The sequence below is a fragment of the Pseudophaeobacter sp. C1-32P7 genome (assembly GCF_041008775.1).
In the GTDB taxonomy this organism is placed as follows: Bacteria; Pseudomonadota; Alphaproteobacteria; order Rhodobacterales; family Rhodobacteraceae; genus Phycobacter; species Phycobacter gallaeciensis_A.
Genome location: NZ_JAXGFR010000003.1, coordinates 267,558 through 286,613, shown reverse-complemented (window position 1 = coordinate 286,613; position 19,056 = coordinate 267,558). Strand labels below are relative to the sequence as shown.

Annotated in this window: 22 protein-coding genes and 1 pseudogene; 6 read left to right on the top strand and 17 right to left on the bottom strand. The window is 57.8% G+C overall.

Annotation, left to right across the window (positions count from 1 at the left end; genetic code table 11):
• The first annotated feature begins 117 nt into the window (after nucleotides 1-117).
• Genes flhA through SM763_RS06280 form a run of 4 tightly spaced genes read left to right on the top strand, consistent with a single transcriptional unit; the run spans nucleotide 118 to nucleotide 4,404 of the window.
• On the top strand, nucleotides 118-2,151 hold the full coding sequence (flhA, locus tag SM763_RS06295; protein WP_420480638.1) for a flagellar biosynthesis protein FlhA: 2,034 nt from the start codon (nucleotides 118-120) through the stop codon (nucleotides 2,149-2,151).
• Nucleotides 2,148-2,927, top strand: coding sequence for a flagellar biosynthetic protein FliR (locus SM763_RS06290; RefSeq protein ID WP_065272130.1), 780 nt, complete (start codon nucleotides 2,148-2,150; stop codon nucleotides 2,925-2,927). Before flhA ends, SM763_RS06290 begins: the two co-directional genes overlap by 4 nt.
• A complete protein-coding gene (gene flhB, locus SM763_RS06285) occupies nucleotides 2,924-4,009 on the top strand; it encodes a flagellar type III secretion system protein FlhB (protein ID WP_368997999.1) in 1,086 nt (361 codons plus the stop codon). Before SM763_RS06290 ends, flhB begins: the two co-directional genes overlap by 4 nt.
• A complete protein-coding gene (locus tag SM763_RS06280) occupies nucleotides 4,009-4,404 on the top strand; it encodes a hypothetical protein (RefSeq protein WP_065272132.1) in 396 nt (131 codons plus the stop codon). Before flhB ends, SM763_RS06280 begins: the two co-directional genes overlap by 1 nt.
• A 183-nt stretch (nucleotides 4,405-4,587) precedes the next feature.
• On the opposite strand, the gene SM763_RS06275 is transcribed toward SM763_RS06280, so the two are convergent.
• From SM763_RS06275 to SM763_RS06235, 9 genes are read right to left on the bottom strand one after another with little or no spacing between them, the layout of a single operon-like run.
• Nucleotides 4,588-5,100 carry a flagellar basal body-associated protein FliL gene (locus SM763_RS06275; protein WP_368997998.1) on the bottom strand — a complete coding sequence of 171 codons (513 nt, stop codon included), beginning with the start codon at nucleotides 5,098-5,100 and terminating at the stop codon, nucleotides 4,588-4,590.
• 8 nt (nucleotides 5,101-5,108) lie between these two features.
• Entirely contained in the window at nucleotides 5,109-5,849 is a 741-nt protein-coding gene (flgH, locus tag SM763_RS06270) for a flagellar basal body L-ring protein FlgH (RefSeq protein ID WP_065272134.1), read from the bottom strand.
• Nucleotides 5,846-6,265, bottom strand: a complete 420-nt coding sequence (flgA, locus tag SM763_RS06265; RefSeq protein ID WP_065272135.1) for a flagellar basal body P-ring formation chaperone FlgA — start codon at nucleotides 6,263-6,265, stop codon at nucleotides 5,846-5,848. Before flgA ends, flgH begins: the two co-directional genes overlap by 4 nt.
• Nucleotides 6,265-7,050 (bottom strand): flagellar basal-body rod protein FlgG, encoded by a 786-nt coding sequence (gene flgG, locus SM763_RS06260; RefSeq protein ID WP_368997997.1) that lies wholly within the window; start codon nucleotides 7,048-7,050, stop codon nucleotides 6,265-6,267. The genes flgA and flgG overlap by 1 nt, the downstream gene beginning before the upstream one ends.
• 10 nt (nucleotides 7,051-7,060) lie before the next feature.
• Entirely contained in the window at nucleotides 7,061-7,774 is a 714-nt protein-coding gene (locus SM763_RS06255; RefSeq protein WP_065272137.1) for a flagellar hook-basal body complex protein, read from the bottom strand.
• Nucleotides 7,774-8,046, bottom strand: coding sequence for a flagellar biosynthesis protein FliQ (gene fliQ, locus SM763_RS06250; protein ID WP_065272138.1), 273 nt, complete (start codon nucleotides 8,044-8,046; stop codon nucleotides 7,774-7,776). The genes SM763_RS06255 and fliQ overlap by 1 nt, the downstream gene beginning before the upstream one ends.
• Before the next feature lie 3 nt (nucleotides 8,047-8,049).
• Nucleotides 8,050-8,346: a flagellar hook-basal body complex protein FliE gene (gene fliE / locus SM763_RS06245; RefSeq protein WP_065272139.1), complete on the bottom strand. Its 297-nt coding sequence runs from the start codon at nucleotides 8,344-8,346 to the stop codon at nucleotides 8,050-8,052.
• Nucleotides 8,347-8,372: 26 nt separating this feature from the next.
• Nucleotides 8,373-8,765: a flagellar basal body rod protein FlgC gene (gene flgC / locus SM763_RS06240; protein ID WP_065272140.1), complete on the bottom strand. Its 393-nt coding sequence runs from the start codon at nucleotides 8,763-8,765 to the stop codon at nucleotides 8,373-8,375.
• A 15-nt stretch (nucleotides 8,766-8,780) separates the two neighbouring features.
• Complete coding sequence (locus tag SM763_RS06235) at nucleotides 8,781-9,170, bottom strand: FlgB family protein (RefSeq protein ID WP_368997996.1); 390 nt, start codon at nucleotides 9,168-9,170, stop codon at nucleotides 8,781-8,783.
• An 87-nt stretch (nucleotides 9,171-9,257) separates the two neighbouring features.
• On the opposite strand from SM763_RS06235, the gene SM763_RS06230 reads away from it, so the two are divergent.
• Nucleotides 9,258-10,589, top strand: coding sequence for a FliI/YscN family ATPase (locus SM763_RS06230; protein WP_274829379.1), 1,332 nt, complete (start codon nucleotides 9,258-9,260; stop codon nucleotides 10,587-10,589).
• Between the two features lie 122 nt (nucleotides 10,590-10,711).
• Here SM763_RS06230 and SM763_RS06225 read toward each other — a convergent pair whose 3' ends face one another.
• The 6 genes from SM763_RS06225 to SM763_RS06200 form a co-directional block, all read right to left on the bottom strand.
• Nucleotides 10,712-11,527, bottom strand: coding sequence for a DUF1217 domain-containing protein (locus SM763_RS06225; RefSeq protein ID WP_368997995.1), 816 nt, complete (start codon nucleotides 11,525-11,527; stop codon nucleotides 10,712-10,714).
• Nucleotides 11,524-11,928, bottom strand: coding sequence for a flagellar biosynthesis repressor FlbT (gene flbT / locus SM763_RS06220; protein ID WP_065272142.1), 405 nt, complete (start codon nucleotides 11,926-11,928; stop codon nucleotides 11,524-11,526). Before flbT ends, SM763_RS06225 begins: the two co-directional genes overlap by 4 nt.
• A 3-nt stretch (nucleotides 11,929-11,931) precedes the next feature.
• A complete protein-coding gene (gene flaF, locus SM763_RS06215; RefSeq protein ID WP_274829380.1) occupies nucleotides 11,932-12,303 on the bottom strand; it encodes a flagellar biosynthesis regulator FlaF in 372 nt (123 codons plus the stop codon).
• 82 nt (nucleotides 12,304-12,385) lie between these two features.
• Nucleotides 12,386-13,210 (bottom strand): flagellin N-terminal helical domain-containing protein, encoded by an 825-nt coding sequence (locus SM763_RS06210; RefSeq protein WP_065272143.1) that lies wholly within the window; start codon nucleotides 13,208-13,210, stop codon nucleotides 12,386-12,388.
• A gap of 352 nt (nucleotides 13,211-13,562) precedes the next feature.
• Nucleotides 13,563-14,387 carry a flagellin N-terminal helical domain-containing protein gene (locus SM763_RS06205; protein WP_368997994.1) on the bottom strand — a complete coding sequence of 275 codons (825 nt, stop codon included), beginning with the start codon at nucleotides 14,385-14,387 and terminating at the stop codon, nucleotides 13,563-13,565.
• Nucleotides 14,388-15,129: 742 nt separating this feature from the next.
• A complete protein-coding gene (locus SM763_RS06200) occupies nucleotides 15,130-15,954 on the bottom strand; it encodes a flagellin N-terminal helical domain-containing protein (RefSeq protein ID WP_274829382.1) in 825 nt (274 codons plus the stop codon).
• Nucleotides 15,955-16,456: 502 nt separating this feature from the next.
• Between SM763_RS06200 and SM763_RS06195 the strand changes: the two are divergent.
• Nucleotides 16,457-16,625, top strand: a pseudogene (locus SM763_RS06195) (integrase core domain-containing protein); the annotation flags it as partial.
• A 293-nt stretch (nucleotides 16,626-16,918) separates the two neighbouring features.
• Here SM763_RS06195 and SM763_RS06190 read toward each other — a convergent pair.
• Nucleotides 16,919-17,743, bottom strand: a complete 825-nt coding sequence (locus tag SM763_RS06190; protein ID WP_274835472.1) for a flagellin N-terminal helical domain-containing protein — start codon at nucleotides 17,741-17,743, stop codon at nucleotides 16,919-16,921.
• A gap of 442 nt (nucleotides 17,744-18,185) precedes the next feature.
• Nucleotides 18,186-19,010 carry a flagellin N-terminal helical domain-containing protein gene (locus tag SM763_RS06185; RefSeq protein WP_274831684.1) on the bottom strand — a complete coding sequence of 275 codons (825 nt, stop codon included), beginning with the start codon at nucleotides 19,008-19,010 and terminating at the stop codon, nucleotides 18,186-18,188.
• Nucleotides 19,011-19,056: the final 46 nt, after the last annotated feature.

Below are 19,056 nucleotides of genomic sequence, written 5' to 3'. Positions count from 1 at the left end.
CATGCCGTGGCACCTGCCCGGCCTGCACTGACATCTTTGAAATAGGGGACATTACAGGTGCCCAAAATCACACCTCAACAGCTGTTTAGCCCCACCGTGCTGCTGGCGCTGGCATTGATGGCGATCATCGTGATGATGATTCTGCCGATGCCGTCCTGGGTGCTGGACGTTGGTCTTGCTGCCTCCTTTGGTCTGGCGATTCTGATCTTCACCATCACGCTGTTCATTGAAAGACCACTGGATTTCTCGTCCTTCCCGACGATCCTGCTGGCCTCTCTGATGTTGCGGCTGTCGCTCAACGTCTCGTCGACGAAACTCATCATTGGTCAGGGTCACACCGGAACCGATGCGGCTGGTGATGTTATCCAGGGCTTTGCCCAGTTCGTGATGGGCGGCAGTGTTTTCTTGGGCCTTGTGGTCTTTGGGGTGCTGCTGATCGTGAACTTCATGGTCATCACCAAGGGCGCGGCCCGGATGGCCGAGGTGGGCGCCCGTTTCGCCCTGGACGGTATGCCGGGTAAGCAGTTGGCCATCGACAGCGATATGTCCGCTGGTGCCATTGATCATGCCACCGCCCGGGCTCGCCGTGAAAATGACCAGCGCGAAACCACATTCTTTGGCTCGCTTGACGGTGCATCGAAGTTCGTCAAAGGCGATGCGGTTGCCGGTCTGCTGATCACCCTGTTGAACCTGGTGATGGGTCTGGTGATGGGTGTTCTGGTGCATGGCATGCCGGTAGGTAGCGCCTTTGAAACCTACGCCATCCTGACCGTCGGCGACGGTCTGGTTTCGCAGATCCCGTCGGTAATCATTTCCATTGCCGCGGCCCTGCTGCTGGCGCGCGGCGGTGCCACCGGCGCCACCGATATCGCCCTGTTCGAACAGTTCGGCAAACACCCGGCCGCTTTGACCACCGTTGCGGTTCTGATGGTTCTCTTCGCGCTGGTGCCCGGTTTGCCGTTCCTTCCCTTCATCGTTGGCGGCGCGGCTCTGGGCTTTGCGGCGTATCGCATTCAGATGAAAAAACAGAGCGCCGAAGAGGCCGAGGTTGAAGAACAGCTTGAAGAGGCGGCCAATCCGGCGCCGTCCAAGGCGCTTGGTGATATTCTTGACCTTGACGATCTGCACCTGGAGTTCGCACCGGATCTGGTGAGCATGGTTCTGGATGAGGGCACCGGGCTGGATGCGCGGATTGCCAATATGCGAACCCATATCGCCACCAGTTTCGGTCTGATCCTGCCGGAAATCCGGCTGACGGATCAGGCGGATCTTGAGATGGGAACCTATGTGGTGAAGGTTCAGGGGGTGGAACAGGCCCGTGGCACGCTGCACCCGGATATGGTGCTGGCGTTGATGCCGGACAACCATTCGGCACTGCCGCCCGGTACCGATGTGACAGAACCTGTCTACGGCGCTCCCGCCCGGTGGATCGGAGCCCAGAATCAGGATGCGGCTGCCGTTGCGGGCGCGACCGTGGTAACGCCGCCCGAAATCCTGGCCACCCACCTGCTTGAGGTGATCAAACAGAACTTCTCGCGGCTGCTGACCCTGAAATCGCTGCGCCGTCTGCTGAACGAAATGACCGAGCTGTCGGATGCTTTCCGGGCCGAGGCAAACCGCAAGCTCCTGGATGATCTGGTGCCGGACAAGGTGCCAATGGACACGCTACATTCGGTGCTGCGCCTGCTCCTGGATGAACGCGTGTCGATCCGGAATCTGCCACTGATCCTTGAAGCCATTGCAGAGGCACGGGTGCACACCACCCAGCCCGAACTGATCTGCGAGCACGTGCGTCAGCGCATGGGGTTCCAACTGGTGGCAGAGATGAAGCGCGAAGATGGTACCATTCCGCTGATCCAACTGGCGCCGGAATGGGAAGACACCTTCTCCACCTATCAGGTGGACATCCAGGGCGGGGGGATGGATATCGCGCTGCCGCCCGACATGTTCAACCGCTTGGCCGAAGGGTTGAGCGAGCGGCTCAACACGATTACCGAGCAGGGGATTTTTGCTGCAGTTGTCACCTCGACCCGCCGCCGCCGTTATCTGCGCACGATCCTGAAGTCGCGCGGCATTACCAACCCGGTGCTGTCCTTCGAGGAAATTGGGCTGGAGGCCCGCCCGGCGCTCGTGGGGATGGTGCAAGCATGAACCTGCTGGATCTTCCCCCAGGGCTGGTTGCGCTTCTGGGGGCGGGCTTCTGGCACGCGGCCATCGTGTTTTTGCGGATCTCGGCGATCGTGTCCGTGCTGCCCGCCTTTGGTGAGCAATATGTGTCGATGCGGGTTAAATTGGCGCTATCCATTGCCTTTACCGCGATTGTGGCCCCTGCGCTGCCCGCAATCCCCGAGCCCACAAGCGCCTTGCAGTTTGCAGGGTATGCCGCCAGCGAGGCTGTCGTCGGGCTGGCGCTTGGCGTCGGGATCCGTTTCTTTGTTCACGGTCTCCAGACCGCCGGCACCATCGCCGCGCAAAGTACCTCGCTGTCGCAGGTGTTGGGCGGTATCGGCGCAGAACCGATGCCGGCCCTTGGCGCTGTTCTTTTGATCTCTGGCCTGGCGCTGGCAGTGATGATGGGCCTGCACGTGCGGGTGGCAGAGTTCATGATCTATTCCTACGACGCCTTTCCGGCCGGGGTTTTCCCGGCGGCGGGCGGTCTTTCCGAATGGGGCGTCCACCGGGTTGCCAAAAGCTATTACATGGCATTTACCCTTGCGGCACCTTTCCTGATTACGGCGGTGATCTACAATCTGGCACTTGGCGTCATTAACCGTGCGATGCCACAGCTGATGGTGGCCTTTGTCGGGGCGCCGGTGATCACCTTTGGCGGCTTGTTTATTTTGATGGTCGGCAGCCCGGTGATCTTGGATGTCTGGGTTCGGGCGTTGATGACGTTCCTTGCGAATCCGGGAGGCAACATACCATGAGCGGTGGTGACGACGACTCAGATAAGTCATTCGAGCCGACGGCGCAGAAGCTTCAGAAGGCACGGGAAAAAGGCGAGGTTGCCAAATCCACCGATCTGTCGGTTGCGGCTGCCTATCTGGGGCTAGTCGTGGCTTTGTATGTTTCTGGCAGTGGCATGGTCGAGGGCTTCGGAACGGTGCTGATATCCCTGTTGGATCAACCCGACCGGCTGGCCCAGCAAATGTTCACCGGCGCCGCAAGCGCCCCCGTCGGCGGGATCCTGATGGCTTTGGTGATACCTATTTTGCCGATCTTCATTCTGCCCTTTGGTGCGGTGCTGTTGTCGATCCTGGCACAGCGCGCGCTGGTCTTTGCGCCCAGCAAGCTGGAGCCGAAGATGTCAAAGATCTCTATCATTTCGAACGCGAAGAACAAATTCGGCCGAGCTGGATTGTTTGAGTTCCTCAAGAGCTTCGTAAAGCTGGTTCTCTATTCGATTTGTCTTGGTGTCTATCTTAGTTACCGGTTGCCAGAGATGATTGCCTCCTCCGGAACGGGTGCCTTTTCCGTCGTCGCGATGTTGGCGCAGCTGGGAATGGAATTTCTTGTTATCGCCCTGTTGCTCGCATTGCCTGTCGGTGTCGTGGATGCGGTGTTTCAGCACGCCGAGCACATACGTAAGAACATGATGTCGCGCCAGGAAATCCAGGATGAGGTGAAGGATTCCGAAGGCGATCCACATGTGAAGGGGCAACGCCGTCAGAAGGGCCAACAAATCGCCATGGGTCAGATGATGGCTGATGTTCCCAAGGCCGATGTGGTGATCGTCAACCCGACCCACTATGCGGTTGCGCTGCAGTGGAGCCGGGAAAAAGGCTCTGCCCCGAAATGCGTTGCCAAAGGGGTGGATGAGGTTGCCGCCGCAATCCGCCGGGTTGCCAACGAACATGCGGTACCGATCCACAGTGATCCGCCCACTGCCCGGGCGTTGCACGCCACCATCGAAATCGGTGAGGAAATCATGGAAGAGCACTATGCTCCTGTTGCGGCGGCCATCCGGTTTGCCGAGGCCATGCGCCAGCGGGCGAAAGGAGGGATCTGATGAAACAGAAGATGCTGGATCAAATGGCAGCGGTGACTGCGGCGCAATATCTGCGCGAACATGCGCGGGTGAAGCCGATTCTGGATGAGGAAGCCCGTTTGCGTGGGCAGCTTACCAAGCTGAACGCCCATGTGCAGGCCACACGCAGTGAAGCAGATGAGAACCACATGATGAAGGCGTTGGGCGCTGATCTGCTGTGGGAAGGCTGGCACACCCGGGCAAAGCGGGAACTGAACACCGAATTGGCCCAGGTCACGGCAAAGAAGCTGATGGCGATGGACAAGCTGCGCAAATCCTTTGGCCGCAAGACCGCTATTGCGGACATGGCCAAGGCCGAACGCGATCTGCACAAGGCCGCGCGTATTAAGGCGCTGCAGGAAAAGTTGTTGAATTAAGTCCGGGTGCTGGGCGCGCCCGACCAGCTCTGAAACAGGAGCGGCGCGGAGAGGTCTCCAGGCAAGGTCACACAGCTTTGGTGGCAGGCGAAACGTATTGGCGAAACGAAACAATGACAGGCGAAATGCAAAAGGCCGGACCAATCAAGGTCCGGCCTTTTTGTTGTATATAGGTAAGTTGTATCAGACGTCTTGGCGGGTCATATCCATAATCAGGACGTCATAGACGTCATGTCCAAGCTGCCGCTGTGCGGCTTCACGCAGCGCCGTGCGTAGGGGGTGCATCACGTCAGAGCGAGTGAACGCGCCTTTGAAGCCGCCCATGTTTGCATGGTCGAACAGTACCTGCAGGAACACATCGCGAAGTTTGGGTTCAAAGGTGCGAATTTTATCCGCCATACCGGGTTTTGTTTCCAGGCTGAGAGTGATCACAACCAAAGAGGTCAGTTCGTCGTGTTCAACAACGGGAACGATGAACTGGTTCGGGATCTTGACGTAATCATGCTCTCCACCCTCCATGGACTCGGCGGCGCCATGCCCGTCGTCCATAGTTTCCGTCGGCGTGGCCATGTGTTCTTCCCCGGTTGAGGCCATTTCATGCTCGGGGGCCGGTTCGGGCCCCATCATGATCCCGGCGCCAATTCCAGCGCCGGTGCCCACAATCAGCAGGATGAGAGGCAGTATCTTTGCAAGCATGGTTTACCTCAGAATGGCAGGATGGCGTCCAGGACCTGTTGGCCGTAACGCGGTTGCTGCATGTCGGTGATCTGGCCGCGACCGCCGTAGGACACGCGGGCCGACGCGATCTTGTCGTAGGTGATCTCGTTCTGGCGGCTGATATCCTGCGGCCGTACATAGCCGGACACTAGGAGTTCGCGCATTTCGAAGTTCACTCGCAACTCCTGCGAGCCGCTGATCGCCAGAACTCCGTTTGGCAGCACGTCAACCACGGTGGCTGCCACCCGCAGCTCGAGTTTTTCGCTGCGTTTCACCGATCCCTTGCCTGCGGCCGAGCTGGAGCTGCCAAGTTCCACCGCGTTCGAGGCGCTGGCTCCATCCGGAAGGTGACGATCCAGGCGCTGAGGCAGACCCAGAAGCTGCGGCAGTGCCATGCTTTCCGAGCCGGAGCGGGAGCGCGCGGTGTCGTTCTTGATCTCTGCCGTTTCATCAATCTCGATGACCACGGTCATGATGTCGCCCTTCTTGATGGCGCGGCGGTCGCCCAGCAGGGACTGTTGCGAACCGCTCCACAAAGAGGCGCTATCGACAGCGCGCCGCGGTTGGCTGTCCTGCGGCAGGCCCTGCCAGAGCATCGCGACATGTTCGGAAGATTCATTGGCCGGCGAAAACGACGGTGGCTTGCCAAGGTGATCAGCCCGCCCACAAGCGCCGAGAATGATCAGCCCTGCCAGGGCGGCTTTGGAAGTGAATGCTGTGTGTTTCATTTTCGTACCTCGACGGATCCGTCGGCTGCTATGCGTCCGGTTACAGTGGTGCGTGATGCCAGATTCATCACGCGGATCAGTTCGCCCTCGGCGCCGCGTCCAAGCGCGCGCCCTTCGGCGGAAATGGAAAGCCCACCCTGAACGAAGGTCAGAATCACCATGTCGTTGCGCTCGACGATGGCCGGCGGGCCAACATCGCCGGGCCGCAAGGGGCGCCCCGGATAAAGCGCAACGCGGGCTTCCTGACCGATCACCTCTTCGGGGTCGGACAGGGCACCCAGAACCTCGCCGGGTTTGAGCGCCAGATCCGATGCCGTCAGAATTTCCTTGGGGCGCACCGTGCGGACCGGGACCAGGATATCGGCCCAGGCGGTCTGCGCGATCAGCGTCACAAGGAGGGCGAGCTTGAGTTTCATCAGCGGACCTGTGTGGTTGCGCCCATCATCTGGTCGACTGCCGAGATGACCTTGGCGTTCATTTCATAGCCGCGCTGCGCTTCGATCAGTTCGGTGACTTCGCGCACCGCATCGACCGAACTGGCCTCCAGATAACCCTGGCGCAGGGTGCCAAGACCGTCTTCGCCTGCGGTGGCAACCAGAGGTGCCCCGGAAGCTTCGGTCTCAGTGAAGAGGTTGCTGCCGATCGCCTCCAGCCCCTTGGGGTTGGAGAAACCCGCGAGGGTCAGCTGGCCAAGGATCTGACCTTCGGCGGTTTCGTCGAAATAGGCGTAAACTTCACCCTCGGCGTTGATCGAAATGCTGCGCGCATCATCCGGAATGGTGATTTCGGGAGAAACAGTGTAGCCGTCAGAGGTGACGATCAGCCCTTCGCCAGATTGTTTCAGAGAACCATCCCGGGTGTATGCGGTCTGACCAGAGGGCAGGGTGACTTCCAGGTAACCTTTGCCGTCGATCGCCACATCCAGGTCATTGTTAGTTTCCTGCAGCGGCCCCTGCGACAGGTGAACCGAGATGGCCGCGGGGCGCACACCAAGGCCAACCTGAACACCGGTGGGAAGAACGGTCCCATCCGAGGCATTCACCGTGCCCGCCCGCGACACCTGCTGATAGTGCAGATCGGCGAACTCCGCCCGCCGTGCGTTGTAGGCGGTGGTGTTCATATTCGCGAGGTTGTTCGAAATGGTTTCGACACGCAGCTGCTGTGCGCTCATACCGGTGGCCGCGATTTTAAGGGCACGCATGGTGTTTCTCCTACTTGATCAGGTTCTTGATGGCGGCGCGGATGCGCTCGTCTTCGGTTGTCAGAAAGCTTTGGCCCATTTCATAGGCCCGTTGGATTTCGATCATGCGCGACACCTGTTGAATGGCATTCACGTTCGATCCTTCGAGAAATCCTTGCAGAACCCGGCCTTCAAGTGCGGGTTCGATTTCGCCATCGACGCGGAACATCACCCCGTCTTCGCGGGACATGGTGTGCATCTCGACCGGCTTGAACAGACCGATCTGGCCCAGGGGCTGGCCATCGGCACTGAGCGTGCCGTCAGAGCCGACCTGGAAGGATTCGGCATCCGTCGGCACAAACAGCGGTGCGCCACCGGCATCCATCACCCGGTGGCCATCCATGGTGACCAGATCCCCCTGGGCATTGGATGAAAACGCGCCGGAGCGGGTCAGCCGCTGACCTTGCGGGGTTTCGACCATGAAGAAGGCATCGCCTTCGATCGCAAAATCGAAGGTGCCGTTGGTCTTGGTCAGCTGGCCCTGCTCCATCGAGGTGTTGTGAATATTCGCGCGTGCCATCGACATGGATTGCTGCCCTGGCGCTGATTGCACGTATTCCGAAAAAATCAGCCCTTCGGAGCGATAGCCCGTGGTTGCGGAGTTGGCGATATTGTTCGCCACCACCCGCATTTCACGCATCAGGCCGGTTTGACGGGACAGTGTTGCATACCCTGCGGTTTCCATCACGAACCTCCGGAAATCATTGGAATGACGTGGCCGTTGAAAAACGCCACGAGTGTTTGTGTCATGAAGCCCATCGACATCCAGAAGACGATGAGGATCGCGACGAGTTTGGGCACGAAGGTCAGCGTCATTTCCTGAACCGATGTCAGAGCTTGAAACAGGCCGACGGCCAGGCCGACGACCAGTGCCACGACCAGAATCGGCGTCGACATCACCACGGCTGCCCAAAGGGCCTGCCGCAACGTGTCGTAGAAAACGCCCTCACTCATCATGGCTTAGACCGGCATCCGCAGGATTTCCTGGTAGGCTTCGACCACCTTGTTGCGGACGGTCACTGCGGTTTCTACCGCCAGTTCCGTTTGTGCCAGCGCCTGCACCAGCGCGTGGGGGTCGCCGTTACCAGTCATGGCCTGCACGGACATCTGTTCACCCTGCTGCAGCGTGTTGGTGAAGTTTTCAAAGCTCGCCTTGGCCCGTTCACCCGGCGTGGCGCCGGTGAATTCCGGATCTGCCTGCGTTGCAGGGCGGGCGGCGGCATAGCCGGTTGCGGCGGAAAGAGTGCGAATATCCATTCTGGATCTCCTGGTTCAGGGGGAGTTTATTTTCTCAACAGGTCCATCAAGGACGAGGACATCTGCCGCGTCTGGTCGAACATTTTGAGGTTAGCTTCGTAGCTGCGCTGGGCTTCACGGGCGTCTGCGATTTCGATCATCAGATCTACGTTGGAGCCCTTGTAGTGGCCGCTTTCATCGGCAAGCGGGTGCGAGGGGTCATAGACCTGTTCCAATTCGCTGCGGTCCAGCGACACGCGGCCGACCTTGACGCTTTCGACATCGGTGTTGATGTCGCGCACGGCCTGGAACGGCACGGTCTTGCGGCGGTAACCCGGGGTGTCGGCGTTGGAGATGTTCTCAGATACGTGGCGCAGACGTTTGGCTTGGGCCTGAAGGCCGCTGGCGGTTACGCTCAGGGATTTGGCAAATTCGCTCATGGATCAGCCCTCGATCTAGGTGGTGCGGATGCTTGTGCGCAGGACGTTCATCGACGACTTGTAGATCGCCAGTGCCCGATCATGCTGGCGCTTCGTGTCGACCCCTTTCAGGATCTCTGTCTCGATCGAGACAGAGTTGTCGTTGGGATCGCTGCCATCTACCGATTCCGTCACCGCCCAATCCATTCCGACACCAGAGGTGCCATTCAGATGTGATCCGCGGCTGGCGATCATGTCGCCGGGCCGGGAGTTTGCAGCGTAGACTTCCTTGAAGGGTTTGATGTCCTTGGCGTGATAGCCAGGGGTGTCCGCATTCGCGACGTTCTGCGACACCAAGGCCTGGCGCTTACCCGCATGGGTCGCCATGGCATATGCGATTTTAAAAACATTCAGTTCCGTAAACACCGGGGCTTCTCCCTCGATCAATTTCAATCAAGGCTTAACCCCGATTCCTTTAGAAATTGTTGCAGGAAACAATTGGAGGCCAGGACAATGATTGCTGAGCTGAAAGCCATGACCGAAGAAATCGCCAGCAAACGGCTGTCGACGCCGGTCGGGCGTGTGATTGGTATTGTTGGCGGTGAGATCGAGATTTCAGGCCTGCAGAATATCGCCCGCATCGGGGATCGCCTGGTGTTGCGTCGCGGTCCAAATGATGAACTTCATGGCGAGGTTCTGAAGATTGAAGCAAGCAAAATCAGCATGTTGTCAGACAAAACTCCGGATCGTGTCGCGATCGGGGACGCGGTTCTTCTCTATCCTGCGCCGCAGTTTGCACCAAGTGACAACTGGATCGGGCGCGTTATCGATCCTTTCGGAGAGCCCCTTGATGGGCGGCCATTGCTGCGCGGGTCACAAGCACGTGACCTGATGACGCCGCCGCCAAAAGCCGCCGGACGCCGCCATATGGGAGAGCGTCTGGATACGGGGTTGTCGGTGTTCAATACGATTCTCCCGATTGTGCGTGGTCAGCGGATTGGCCTTTTTGCGGGGTCTGGTGTTGGTAAATCGACGCTTTTGGCAAAATTGGCACAGCATATGGAGGCCGATGTGGTCGTCATGGCGCTGATCGGGGAGCGTGGGCGCGAAGTAAATCACTTTGTTGAGCAGGTTCTGGGGCCGGAAGGCATGCGCCGCGCGGTTGTTGTTGCCGCGACATCCGATCAATCGCCGCTGGTGCGACGGCGCTGTGCCTGGGCGGCGATGACGATTGCGGAACATTTCCGCGACCAAGGCAAGAACGTCCTGCTGCTGGCCGACTCGGTTACGCGTTTTGCCGAAGCCCACCGCGAAATCTCGGCGGCTTCGGGCGAAGCGCCGGCCCTGCGCGGCTTCCCACCCTCGGTCACGCCGCTGATCACGGGCATGTGCGAACGGGCAGGTCCCGGGACCGGAGACCAGGGTGATATCACCGCGGTCTTCAGCGTTCTGGTTGCCGGCTCCGATATGGATGAACCGATTGCCGACATCCTACGCGGGGTTCTGGACGGGCATATCGTGCTCAACCGCGAAATCGCGGAACGCGGCCGGTTCCCGGCGATCGATGTGTCGCGGTCGGTGTCACGAAGCCTGCCAGCCGCGGCGACCAAGGAAGAGAACGATCTGATCCTCGACGTGCGGAAATACCTCGGCTCTTATGAACAGTCCGAAGTCATGATCCGCGCTGGCCTTTATTCAGAAGGGACGGATCCGGTTCTCGATACGGCAGTGAAACTCTGGCCAGAGCTGGACGGCTTCTTTGGCCGCGACGACCCCAACGGTGTGAAGAGCAGTTTCGACCGCCTGAAACTGCTCTTGCGCCGCGCCGCAGCAGGCGCGCGTTGAAACGGAACCAGGCGCGGCCGACGCGCCGTGCCTGGATGGTCTCAATAGGATGGTAAAAACAAAGGCGCCTGTCGAACAATACCGACAGGCGCCTTTTGCATGGTTTGGACGTGTCTTGTCGCCTAGGAGCCAAGGAGCAGCCGCAACGCGGTCGAGGCACTTGATTGCGAGGATTGGTAATCGGCAAGCTGCGCCTGAGCCAGGTAGCGTGTTGTCAGTTCTTCCATCTTTTCAGGATCGGCATAGACACTCAGATCGTCGGTCCCAAGAAAGTTCTGCGCGCGATCCTTGTAGATTTCGAGCTGACGGTCCACGTCCAGCTGAATAAAGCTCGGCGGCAGATTGAACGTTGTCTGGAACATCTTCTGAAGGGCGGGCTGACCGATGATATTGTACCATTTGGTATCAATGGAGGTTGGCTCGCCGTCCTCGTTTAGGTCGGTTGCGATATTGACCAGTTCGCGCTCGGCAAACAGCGCAATCCGCATGGATTCGTTCTGTACGCCGACCGCGGCTTCGAAAGACTGGGTCTTGTTGGAGAAGATGATGTTCTCCATGTCCTCTACGGACCCGGTTTTGACTGTGTCACCGGGACCGAAACCGAATGCTTCGGTGAAGGCAACCCAGCGGTCGTCTCCCAATCTGTTCGCCAATGCATCATCCGCCGAAGACCCCTCCTCCAGAACCTTCTGGACGAGGGCCTTCATAGGGAGCTGATCGTCAAGGCCGAAAGCCCCCAGAGCGATGCCCAGCAAGCGGGTGTCTTTCACCAAATCGCCAGCTGTTTTGATATTTCCGATATTCTCGCGGAAATAGTCGCTCTCGCTTTTGAGCAGGGTGTCGTTGGAGAACGTTTCGAACTGCTTGTCGTAGGTCGCCTGCAGAATTCTCCATCCAACAATCCCGTCGGCTGGTATGATTGGCTGGTAGAGGATCATGACGGGCGAATGGCCATCAGGCGTTCTTCGCGCGGCAGCAAGGCCCGCAGCGCTTTCAGGCAGCGATAATGGTTGTCATTCAGCAGAGATTCCGTCGCCTCGGCCAATGCCGCACGGCTGTCGGAATCGGTGAAAACCTGACTGAGCTCTTCGATGCGGCGCAGCATCGGCAGGCGGTCTTCTTCGGGATTGCTGTCACCTGTCAGGACCAACTGCGCTGCATAGCAGACGCGGCGGACGGGGGTATTTGCCTCTTCGGGACGGATCGCGTCCCGGAGACGCAGGATGTTTGCGTCTGGAGTTACAATCGAAAGGCGGCTACGACGATCCCCGTTTTCAATAACAGCGCCGTTAACAAGAACGCGCTCTTTCGGGGCGAGTTTCAGAACAAGTCCACTCATATTTTAGGTTGCTCCACTGCGAAGGCCACGCATGATGGCTGTGTTGATTTCTACCAAGGGGCCAATTCCCGATTTACGGGAGAGTACTTGGCTGGTGTGTTGGCTTGTGAACGCTGCGAGATATACGATTTGTTCTTTAAGTTCTTCTGGAAGCCCATTGTCCGAGTCGGCAACATCCGAGCGGAAAATCTGCCAAAGTTTTCGGTTGTCATGGAGAGCTTCGGCAAGTGAAGTGAAGCCTTTTGACCCTTGTTTGGAAGCACTGATCATACGGTGCGTGATCCGGGCGATTGCCTCGAACTCCAGGTCTTTTGGTGTGCGGGTCGGGGCTTTCGCCGCCGAATAGGCGCGCTTCGCATTCAGAAGGGCATTCACGTGTTATCCTAACGTACTATTTCTTCAGGTTCTCTGAGAATAAAGGACCGGGGCGCGTCTGGCGCGCCCCAGATCAGGCCGTTTAACGGAACAGCTGCTGCAGGGTCTGTGGTGCCGAGTTGGCAATCGACAGAGCCTGTACACCCAGCTGTTGCTGGGTTTGCAATGCTTTCAATCGGGCGGATGCTTCTTCCATATCAGCGTCCACCAGCGCACCGATGCCGCTCTTCATCGCATCAGTCACCTTTGAGACGAATTCGGATTGCTTCTCGATGCGGGCTGCCGAAGCACCCAGGGCGGCGGCGCCGTCGACCGCAGTCTGGATCAGAGCTTCAATATCGTCGATGGAAGCTTCAGCGTTAGCGGGAGTGTCGACCATAACGGTTGTCAGGTCTAGACTGGCTTCAAAATTAACCGAGCTTACGGTGATGTTCGACGCGGTCACCGTACCGGTGGAATCGCGGTCCAGCGAGGACAGAACGGTCAGGTCGCCACCAGCAGTGTTCAGCAGGTTCGCACCGTTGAACTGCGACGATGCGATGATCGAGGTGATCTGGTTTTTCAGCTCGGTAACTTCGGCTTCGAGTTTCCCGTTTTCCACGTTCTCCCCGGTCGCATTGACCACTTTTTCCTTCATCTCTTTCAGGAGCTCGGTGATCTGTTCAGCACCGGCTGTCGCAACAGCAACAGTGGATTCCCCCAGAGCCAGGGAGTCGCCCACGGCGTTGAAACCTGCAACGTCCGATTCCATGACTTTCGAGATCGCCCAGATGGCCGAGTTGTCCTTGGCAGTTGCGACGTCCTTACCGGTGGAAATCGCGTTCTGGGTATTCTCCAGGTTCATGTTGATGGAGTTCAGGGTCTGCAGAGCGACCATTGCGCCGTTGTTCGTCAGAATGCTGGTCATAGCTTTCATTCCTTTAGCGTTTTGAGACGTTTCGTCCCGAGTTTTCCCTGCCCCGAAGGGCATCTCTGACGTCTTTCTGACTGTGCGTTCTGCCGTTCGGCTTGCGCGCCACCCCGTTTTCCAAGGTGCAAGTGGACATTGCCGCGATATTTGCTAAGGGAGTGCTAATTCGGAGAGACCGATTCTGTAGAATTTTCTGTAATTGCCAGCGGCAACATCTCTAAGTTGTGCGCGGCCTTCCTTTGCGTCCCGAAGGGGCTGACGGTTCTGGTCGGCAATAACTGTTGAGCTCATCCATCACGGGGGAACGAAAAAGACCGGGGCACGTCTGGCGCGCCCCGGATCAGGCCGTTTAACGGAACAGCTGCTGTAGGGTCTGTGGCGCCGAGTTGGCAATCGATAGCGCCTGTACACCTAGCTGTTGCTGTGTCTGCAACGCCTTTAATCGCGCGGATGCCGCCTCCATATCAGTATCCACCAGCGCGCCGATGCCGCTCTTCATCGCATCAGTCACCTTTGAGACGAATTCGGCCTGCTTCTCGATACGGGCTGCCGAGGCACCCAGGGCGGCGGCGCCGTCTACCGCAAACTGGATCAGATTCTCGATCACCGAGATGGAAGCGTCAGCCTCTGCCGAAGTGCCGACTTTGACGTCGGTCAGGACTAGGCTGGCTTCAAAATTGACCGAGCTTACGGTGATGTTCGACGCGGTGACCGTGCCAGTCGAATCGCGGTCCAGCGAGGACAGAACAGTAAGGTCACCACCAGCGCTGTTCAGCAGGTTCGCACCGTTGAACTGCGACCCTTTATAGATTGCTTTGATCTGGTTTTTCAGCTCGTCGACTTCGGCTTTGAGTTTCCCGCTGTCCACGTTCTCCCCGGTTGCCGTGACCACTTTTTCCTTCATCTCTTTCAGAAGGTCGGTGATCTGTTCGGCGCCAGCAAGTGCAACCGCAACAGTGGATTCCCCCAGGGCCAGCGAGTCGCCCACGGCGTTGAAACCGGCAACATCCGACTCCATGACTTTCGAGATCGCCCAGATGGCCGAGTTGTCCTTGGCCGTTGCGACTTCCTTACCGGTGGAAATCGCGTTCTGGGTATTCTCTAGGTTCATGTTGATGGAGTTCAGGGTCTGCAGAGCGACCATTGCGCCGTTGTTCGTCAGAATGCTTGTCATAGCTTTTTGTCCTTTAGCATTAGGAGACGTTTCGTCTCGCGTGTTTGATGCCCCGAAGGGCGTCTCTGACGTCGTTCTGACTATGCGTTAAGCCGCGCGGCTTCCGCGCCCCCCCCGTTTCCCGAGGCGCGATTATACCTTTCTGCAATAGTTTCTAAGAGAATATTAATGGCGAGAGTTGGGATCTCTAGAATTCCGCCTGGGTTGTGCAGGCTTGCGCATGCCTCTCGAATGTTTGATCCAATCTGGTGCCAAGCGGATCTTGCGGCCCGCGCCTTCGTATAGATCCGGACCTGTCCGAATGACCTGCTCGCCGCAGGACGCGCGGTTTTTCGTCGCTCTTGTCAAGGTTGGGGGCTCAACTGGCCTTCGGTGCGACCTGTACGGGGGAGCTCATCTAGGCTCGTGTGTGGGGTCCACTGATTGCAATCGCCACGCAACTGGCACAGGTTCGCCATTCGTGCCGCGACTGAGCGGATGCCCCTCCCCAATGGCACTTTTCGATGGGTTCTGAATGCGCGTGACCTTGCCTCACGCCGTCGAAAAGGGCTGGCGTTTCAGGTCGGAAAAACTGTTGAGCGCTTCGATCGCCTGTTCTTTTCGCACGAGGACGGCTTTTCTCTTTTTCAAAGCGCCATCCATCATGGCAGTACGCCCTTCGCCGAGGCCGACATTTCGTTCATCGATGAGGGGCTAAGGATAAGAAACCGGGGCGCGTCTGGCGCGCCCCGGATCAGGCCGTTTAACGGAACAGCTGCTGTAGGGTCTGTGGCGCCGAGTTTGCAATCGATAGCGCCTGTACGCCTAGCTGTTGCTGCGTCTGCAACGCCTTTAATCGCGCGGATGCCGCTTCCATATCAGTATCCACGAGCGCGCCGATGCCGCTCTTCATCGCGTCAGACACCTTTGAGACGAATTCGGCCTGCTTTTCGATGCGGGCGGCCGAAGCACCCAGGGCGGCGGCGCCGTCAACCGCAGTCTGGATCAGTTTCTCAATGTCGTCGATGGAAGCGTCAGCCTCTGCAGAAGTACCGACTTTGATGGTGGTCAGGTCCAGGCTGGCTTCAAAATTGACCGAGCTTACGGTGATGTTCGACGCGGTGACTGTGCCAGTCGAATCGCGATCAAGCGAGGACAGAACGGTCAGGTTACCGCCGGCGGTGTTCAGCAGGTTTGCACCGTTGAACTGCGACCCTTTGATGATCGAGGTGATCTGGTTTTTCAGCTCGGTAACTTCGGCGTCGAGTTTGCCATTTTCCACGTTCTCCCCGGTTGCATTGATCACTTTTTCCTTCATCTCTCTCAGAAGGTCGGTGATCTGCTCGGCGCCGGCCGTTGCAACCGCAACAGTGGATTCCCCCAGGGCCAGCGAGTCGCCCACGGCGTTGAAACCTGCAACGTCCGATTCCATGACTTTCGAGATCGCCCAGATGGCCGAGTTGTCCTTGGCCGTTGCGACGTCTTTACCGGTGGAAATCGCGTTCTGGGTATTCTCCAGGTTCATGTTGATGGAGTTCAGGGTCTGCAGAGCGACCATTGCTCCGTTGTTCGTCAGAATGCTGGTCATAGCTTTTAGTCCTTTAGCAATATGAGACGTTTCGTCTCGCGTGTTTGATGCCCCGAAGGGCGTCTCTGACGTCGTTCTGACTATGCGTTAAGCCGTGCGGCTTCCGCGCCCTCCCCGTTTCCCGAGGCGCGATTGGACATTGCCGTGACGTTTGCTAAGGGAGTGCTAATCGGGAGATCACGCCTCCGTGAAATCACTTAAGGGTTGTGTCTTCTTGGGCGCGCCGCTCCAGTTTTTGATCCAACCCGGGCGCCAAAGCGGGTCTTGCGGCCTGTGCTGTCGTATAGCACCGGACCTTTGCGTAGCCGACGCCGGCCTGCTATCCGTGATCCGTCTGAGCGGATTGGAGTGGCCCCCGGAAAGGAGGCTAAACCCACGTGAATTTTTCCCAAATTTGAGGTATCAGCGATGGCTGGAAACGAAAATTCCTGAAGAGCCTGCATCGAAATTTCGACAGGTTGAAGTGCTGTAGGGGCAGGGGGCAGCGCTTGTCGGGGACGAATACTGCGAGACCTTCAATGTCCGTTGCCGCGGCGAGTTGCTAAATGGAGAAATCTTCTACAGTCTGCGGGAAGCCCAATGCGGATTGAGCAATGGCGCACTCAATACAACCTGGTCGGGGCGCAGAGCGCTATCGGCCGCCAGCGCTCGAATGTATTGTCATGGTGGATCAGATTCAGATGATAAAGTGCCACGCAAATCGGAACACTCAATGCGGGCACCCTAGGATACCCTCAATGGTATTTTTCGATGGGGGTCTGAATGCGGGTGATCTTGCCCTGCACCTGTGAAAGGGACTGGCGTTCTAGATCGGAAAAACTGATGAACTCTTCGATCAGCAGTTTCATTGCGAAAATGACTTTTTCTTTTTCAGTGCGTCCTTCGCCGAGGCCGACACTTCGTTCATCGATGACGGGCTAAAGAAAAGAAACCGGGGCGCTTGGCGCGCCCCGGATCAGGCCGTTTAACGGAACAGCTGCTGCAGGGTCTGCGGTGCCGAGTTGGCAATCGACAGAGCCTGTACACCCAGCTGTTGCTGCGTCTGCAGGGCCTTCAATCGCGCGGACGCTTCTTCCATATCTGCATCCACCAGCGCACCGATGCCGCTCTTCATTGCGTCAGTCACCTTTGAGACGAATGCGGACTGCTTTTCGATGCGGGCTGCCGAAGCACCCAGGGCGGCGGCGCCGTCGACCGCAGTCTGGATCAGAGCTTCAATGTCGTCGATGGAATTTTCAGCGGCTGTCGAAGTACTTACATCGACAGTTCCCAGGGACAGGTTGGCTTCAAAATCAACCGAGGTTACGGTGATGTTCGACGCGGTGACTGTGCCGGTGGAATCGCGGTCAAGCGAGGACAGAACGGTCAGGTCACCACCAGCGGTGTTCAGCAGGTTTGCACCGTTGAACTGCGACGATCCGATGATCGAGGTGATCTGGTTTTTCAGCTCGGTGACTTCAGCGGAGAGTTTCCCGCTGTCCACGTTCTCGCCGGTTGCATTGACCACTTTTTCCTTCATCTCTTTCAGAAGGTCGGTGATCTGTTCGGCGCCAGCAGTTGCAACCGCAACAGTGGATTCACCCAGAGCCAGGGAGTCGCCCACGGCGTTGAAACCTGCAACGTCCGATTCCATGACTTTCGAAATCGCCCAGATTGCCGAGTTGTCCTTGGCAGTTGCGACGTCTTTACCGGTGGAAATCGCGTTCTGGGTGTCCTCCAGATTCATGTTGATGGATTTCAGGGTCTGCAGAGCGACCATTGCGCCGTTGTTCGTCAGAATGCTGGTCATAGCTTTTATTCCTTTAGCAATATGAGACGTTTCGTCCCGAGTTTTCCCTGCCCCGAAGGGCATCTCTGACGTCTTTCTGACTATGCGTTCAGCCGTCCGGCCTCCGCGCCCCCCCGTTTCCCGAGGCGCAGAGACACTTTGCCGTGATGATTGCTAAAGGAATCCTAATGCGTGGAGTTTGGCTTCGTAAATTTTTCCCTAAATTTCCCTGGAGTTTTTCTTAAGTTATAAAGGTGCGCAGTGTTCTCCAGCTTCTGATCCAAGGCTTTTGGTTCAGTCGGGCGGCCCCAATGGGGCTTTCCGATGGGTTTTGATTGCGCCAGACCTTCCTTAGCACTCCCAAAAGGGCCGGGTGTTTCAGACTGGAATGCGTGTTGAACTCATCAATGAGCGTTGGGAATAAGAAACCGGGGCGCGTCTGGCGCGCCCCGGATCAGGCCGTTTAACGGAACAGCTGCTGTAGGGTCTGTGGCGCCGAGTTTGCAATCGATAGCGCCTGTACGCCTAGCTGTTGCTGTGTCTGCAACGCCTTTAATCGCGCGGATGCGGCTTCCATATCAGTATCCACCAGTGCACCGATGCCGCTCTTCATCGCGTCAGACACCTTTGAGACGAATTCGGCCTGCTTTTCGATGCGGGCTGCCGAAGCACCCAGGGCGGCGGCGCCGTCAACCGCAGTCTGGATCAGAGCCTCAATCTTCGCGATGGAAAGTTCAGCCTGTGTTGAATTTGAAACATCGATGGTCCCCAGGGACAGGCTGGCTTCAAAATCAACCGAGCTTACGGTGATGTTCGACGCGGTGACTGTACCCGTGGAATCGCGGTCCAGCGAGGATAGAACGGTCAGGTCGCCACCAGCGGTGTTCAGCAGGTTCGCACCGTTGAATTGCGACCCTTTGATGATCGAGGTGATCTGGTTTTTCAGTTCGGTAACTTCAGCTTCGAGTTTGCCGCTGTCCACGTTCTCCCCGGTTGCATTGACCACTTTTTCCTTCATCTCTCTCAGAAGCTCGGTGATCTGTTCGGCGCCGGCCGTTGCAACCGCAACAGTGGATTCCCCCAGAGCCAGCGAGTCGCCCACGGCGTTGAAGCCGGCAACATCCGATTCCATGACCTTCGAGATCGCCCAGATGGCTGAGTTGTCCTTGGCCGTTGCAACGTCCTTACCGGTGGAAATCGCGTTCTGGGTGTTCTCCAGGTTCATGTTGATGGAGTTCAGGGTCTGCAGAGCGACCATTGCGCCGTTGTTCGTCAGAATGCTGGTCATAGCTTTTATTCCTTTAGCAATATGAGACGTTTCGTCTCGCGTGTTT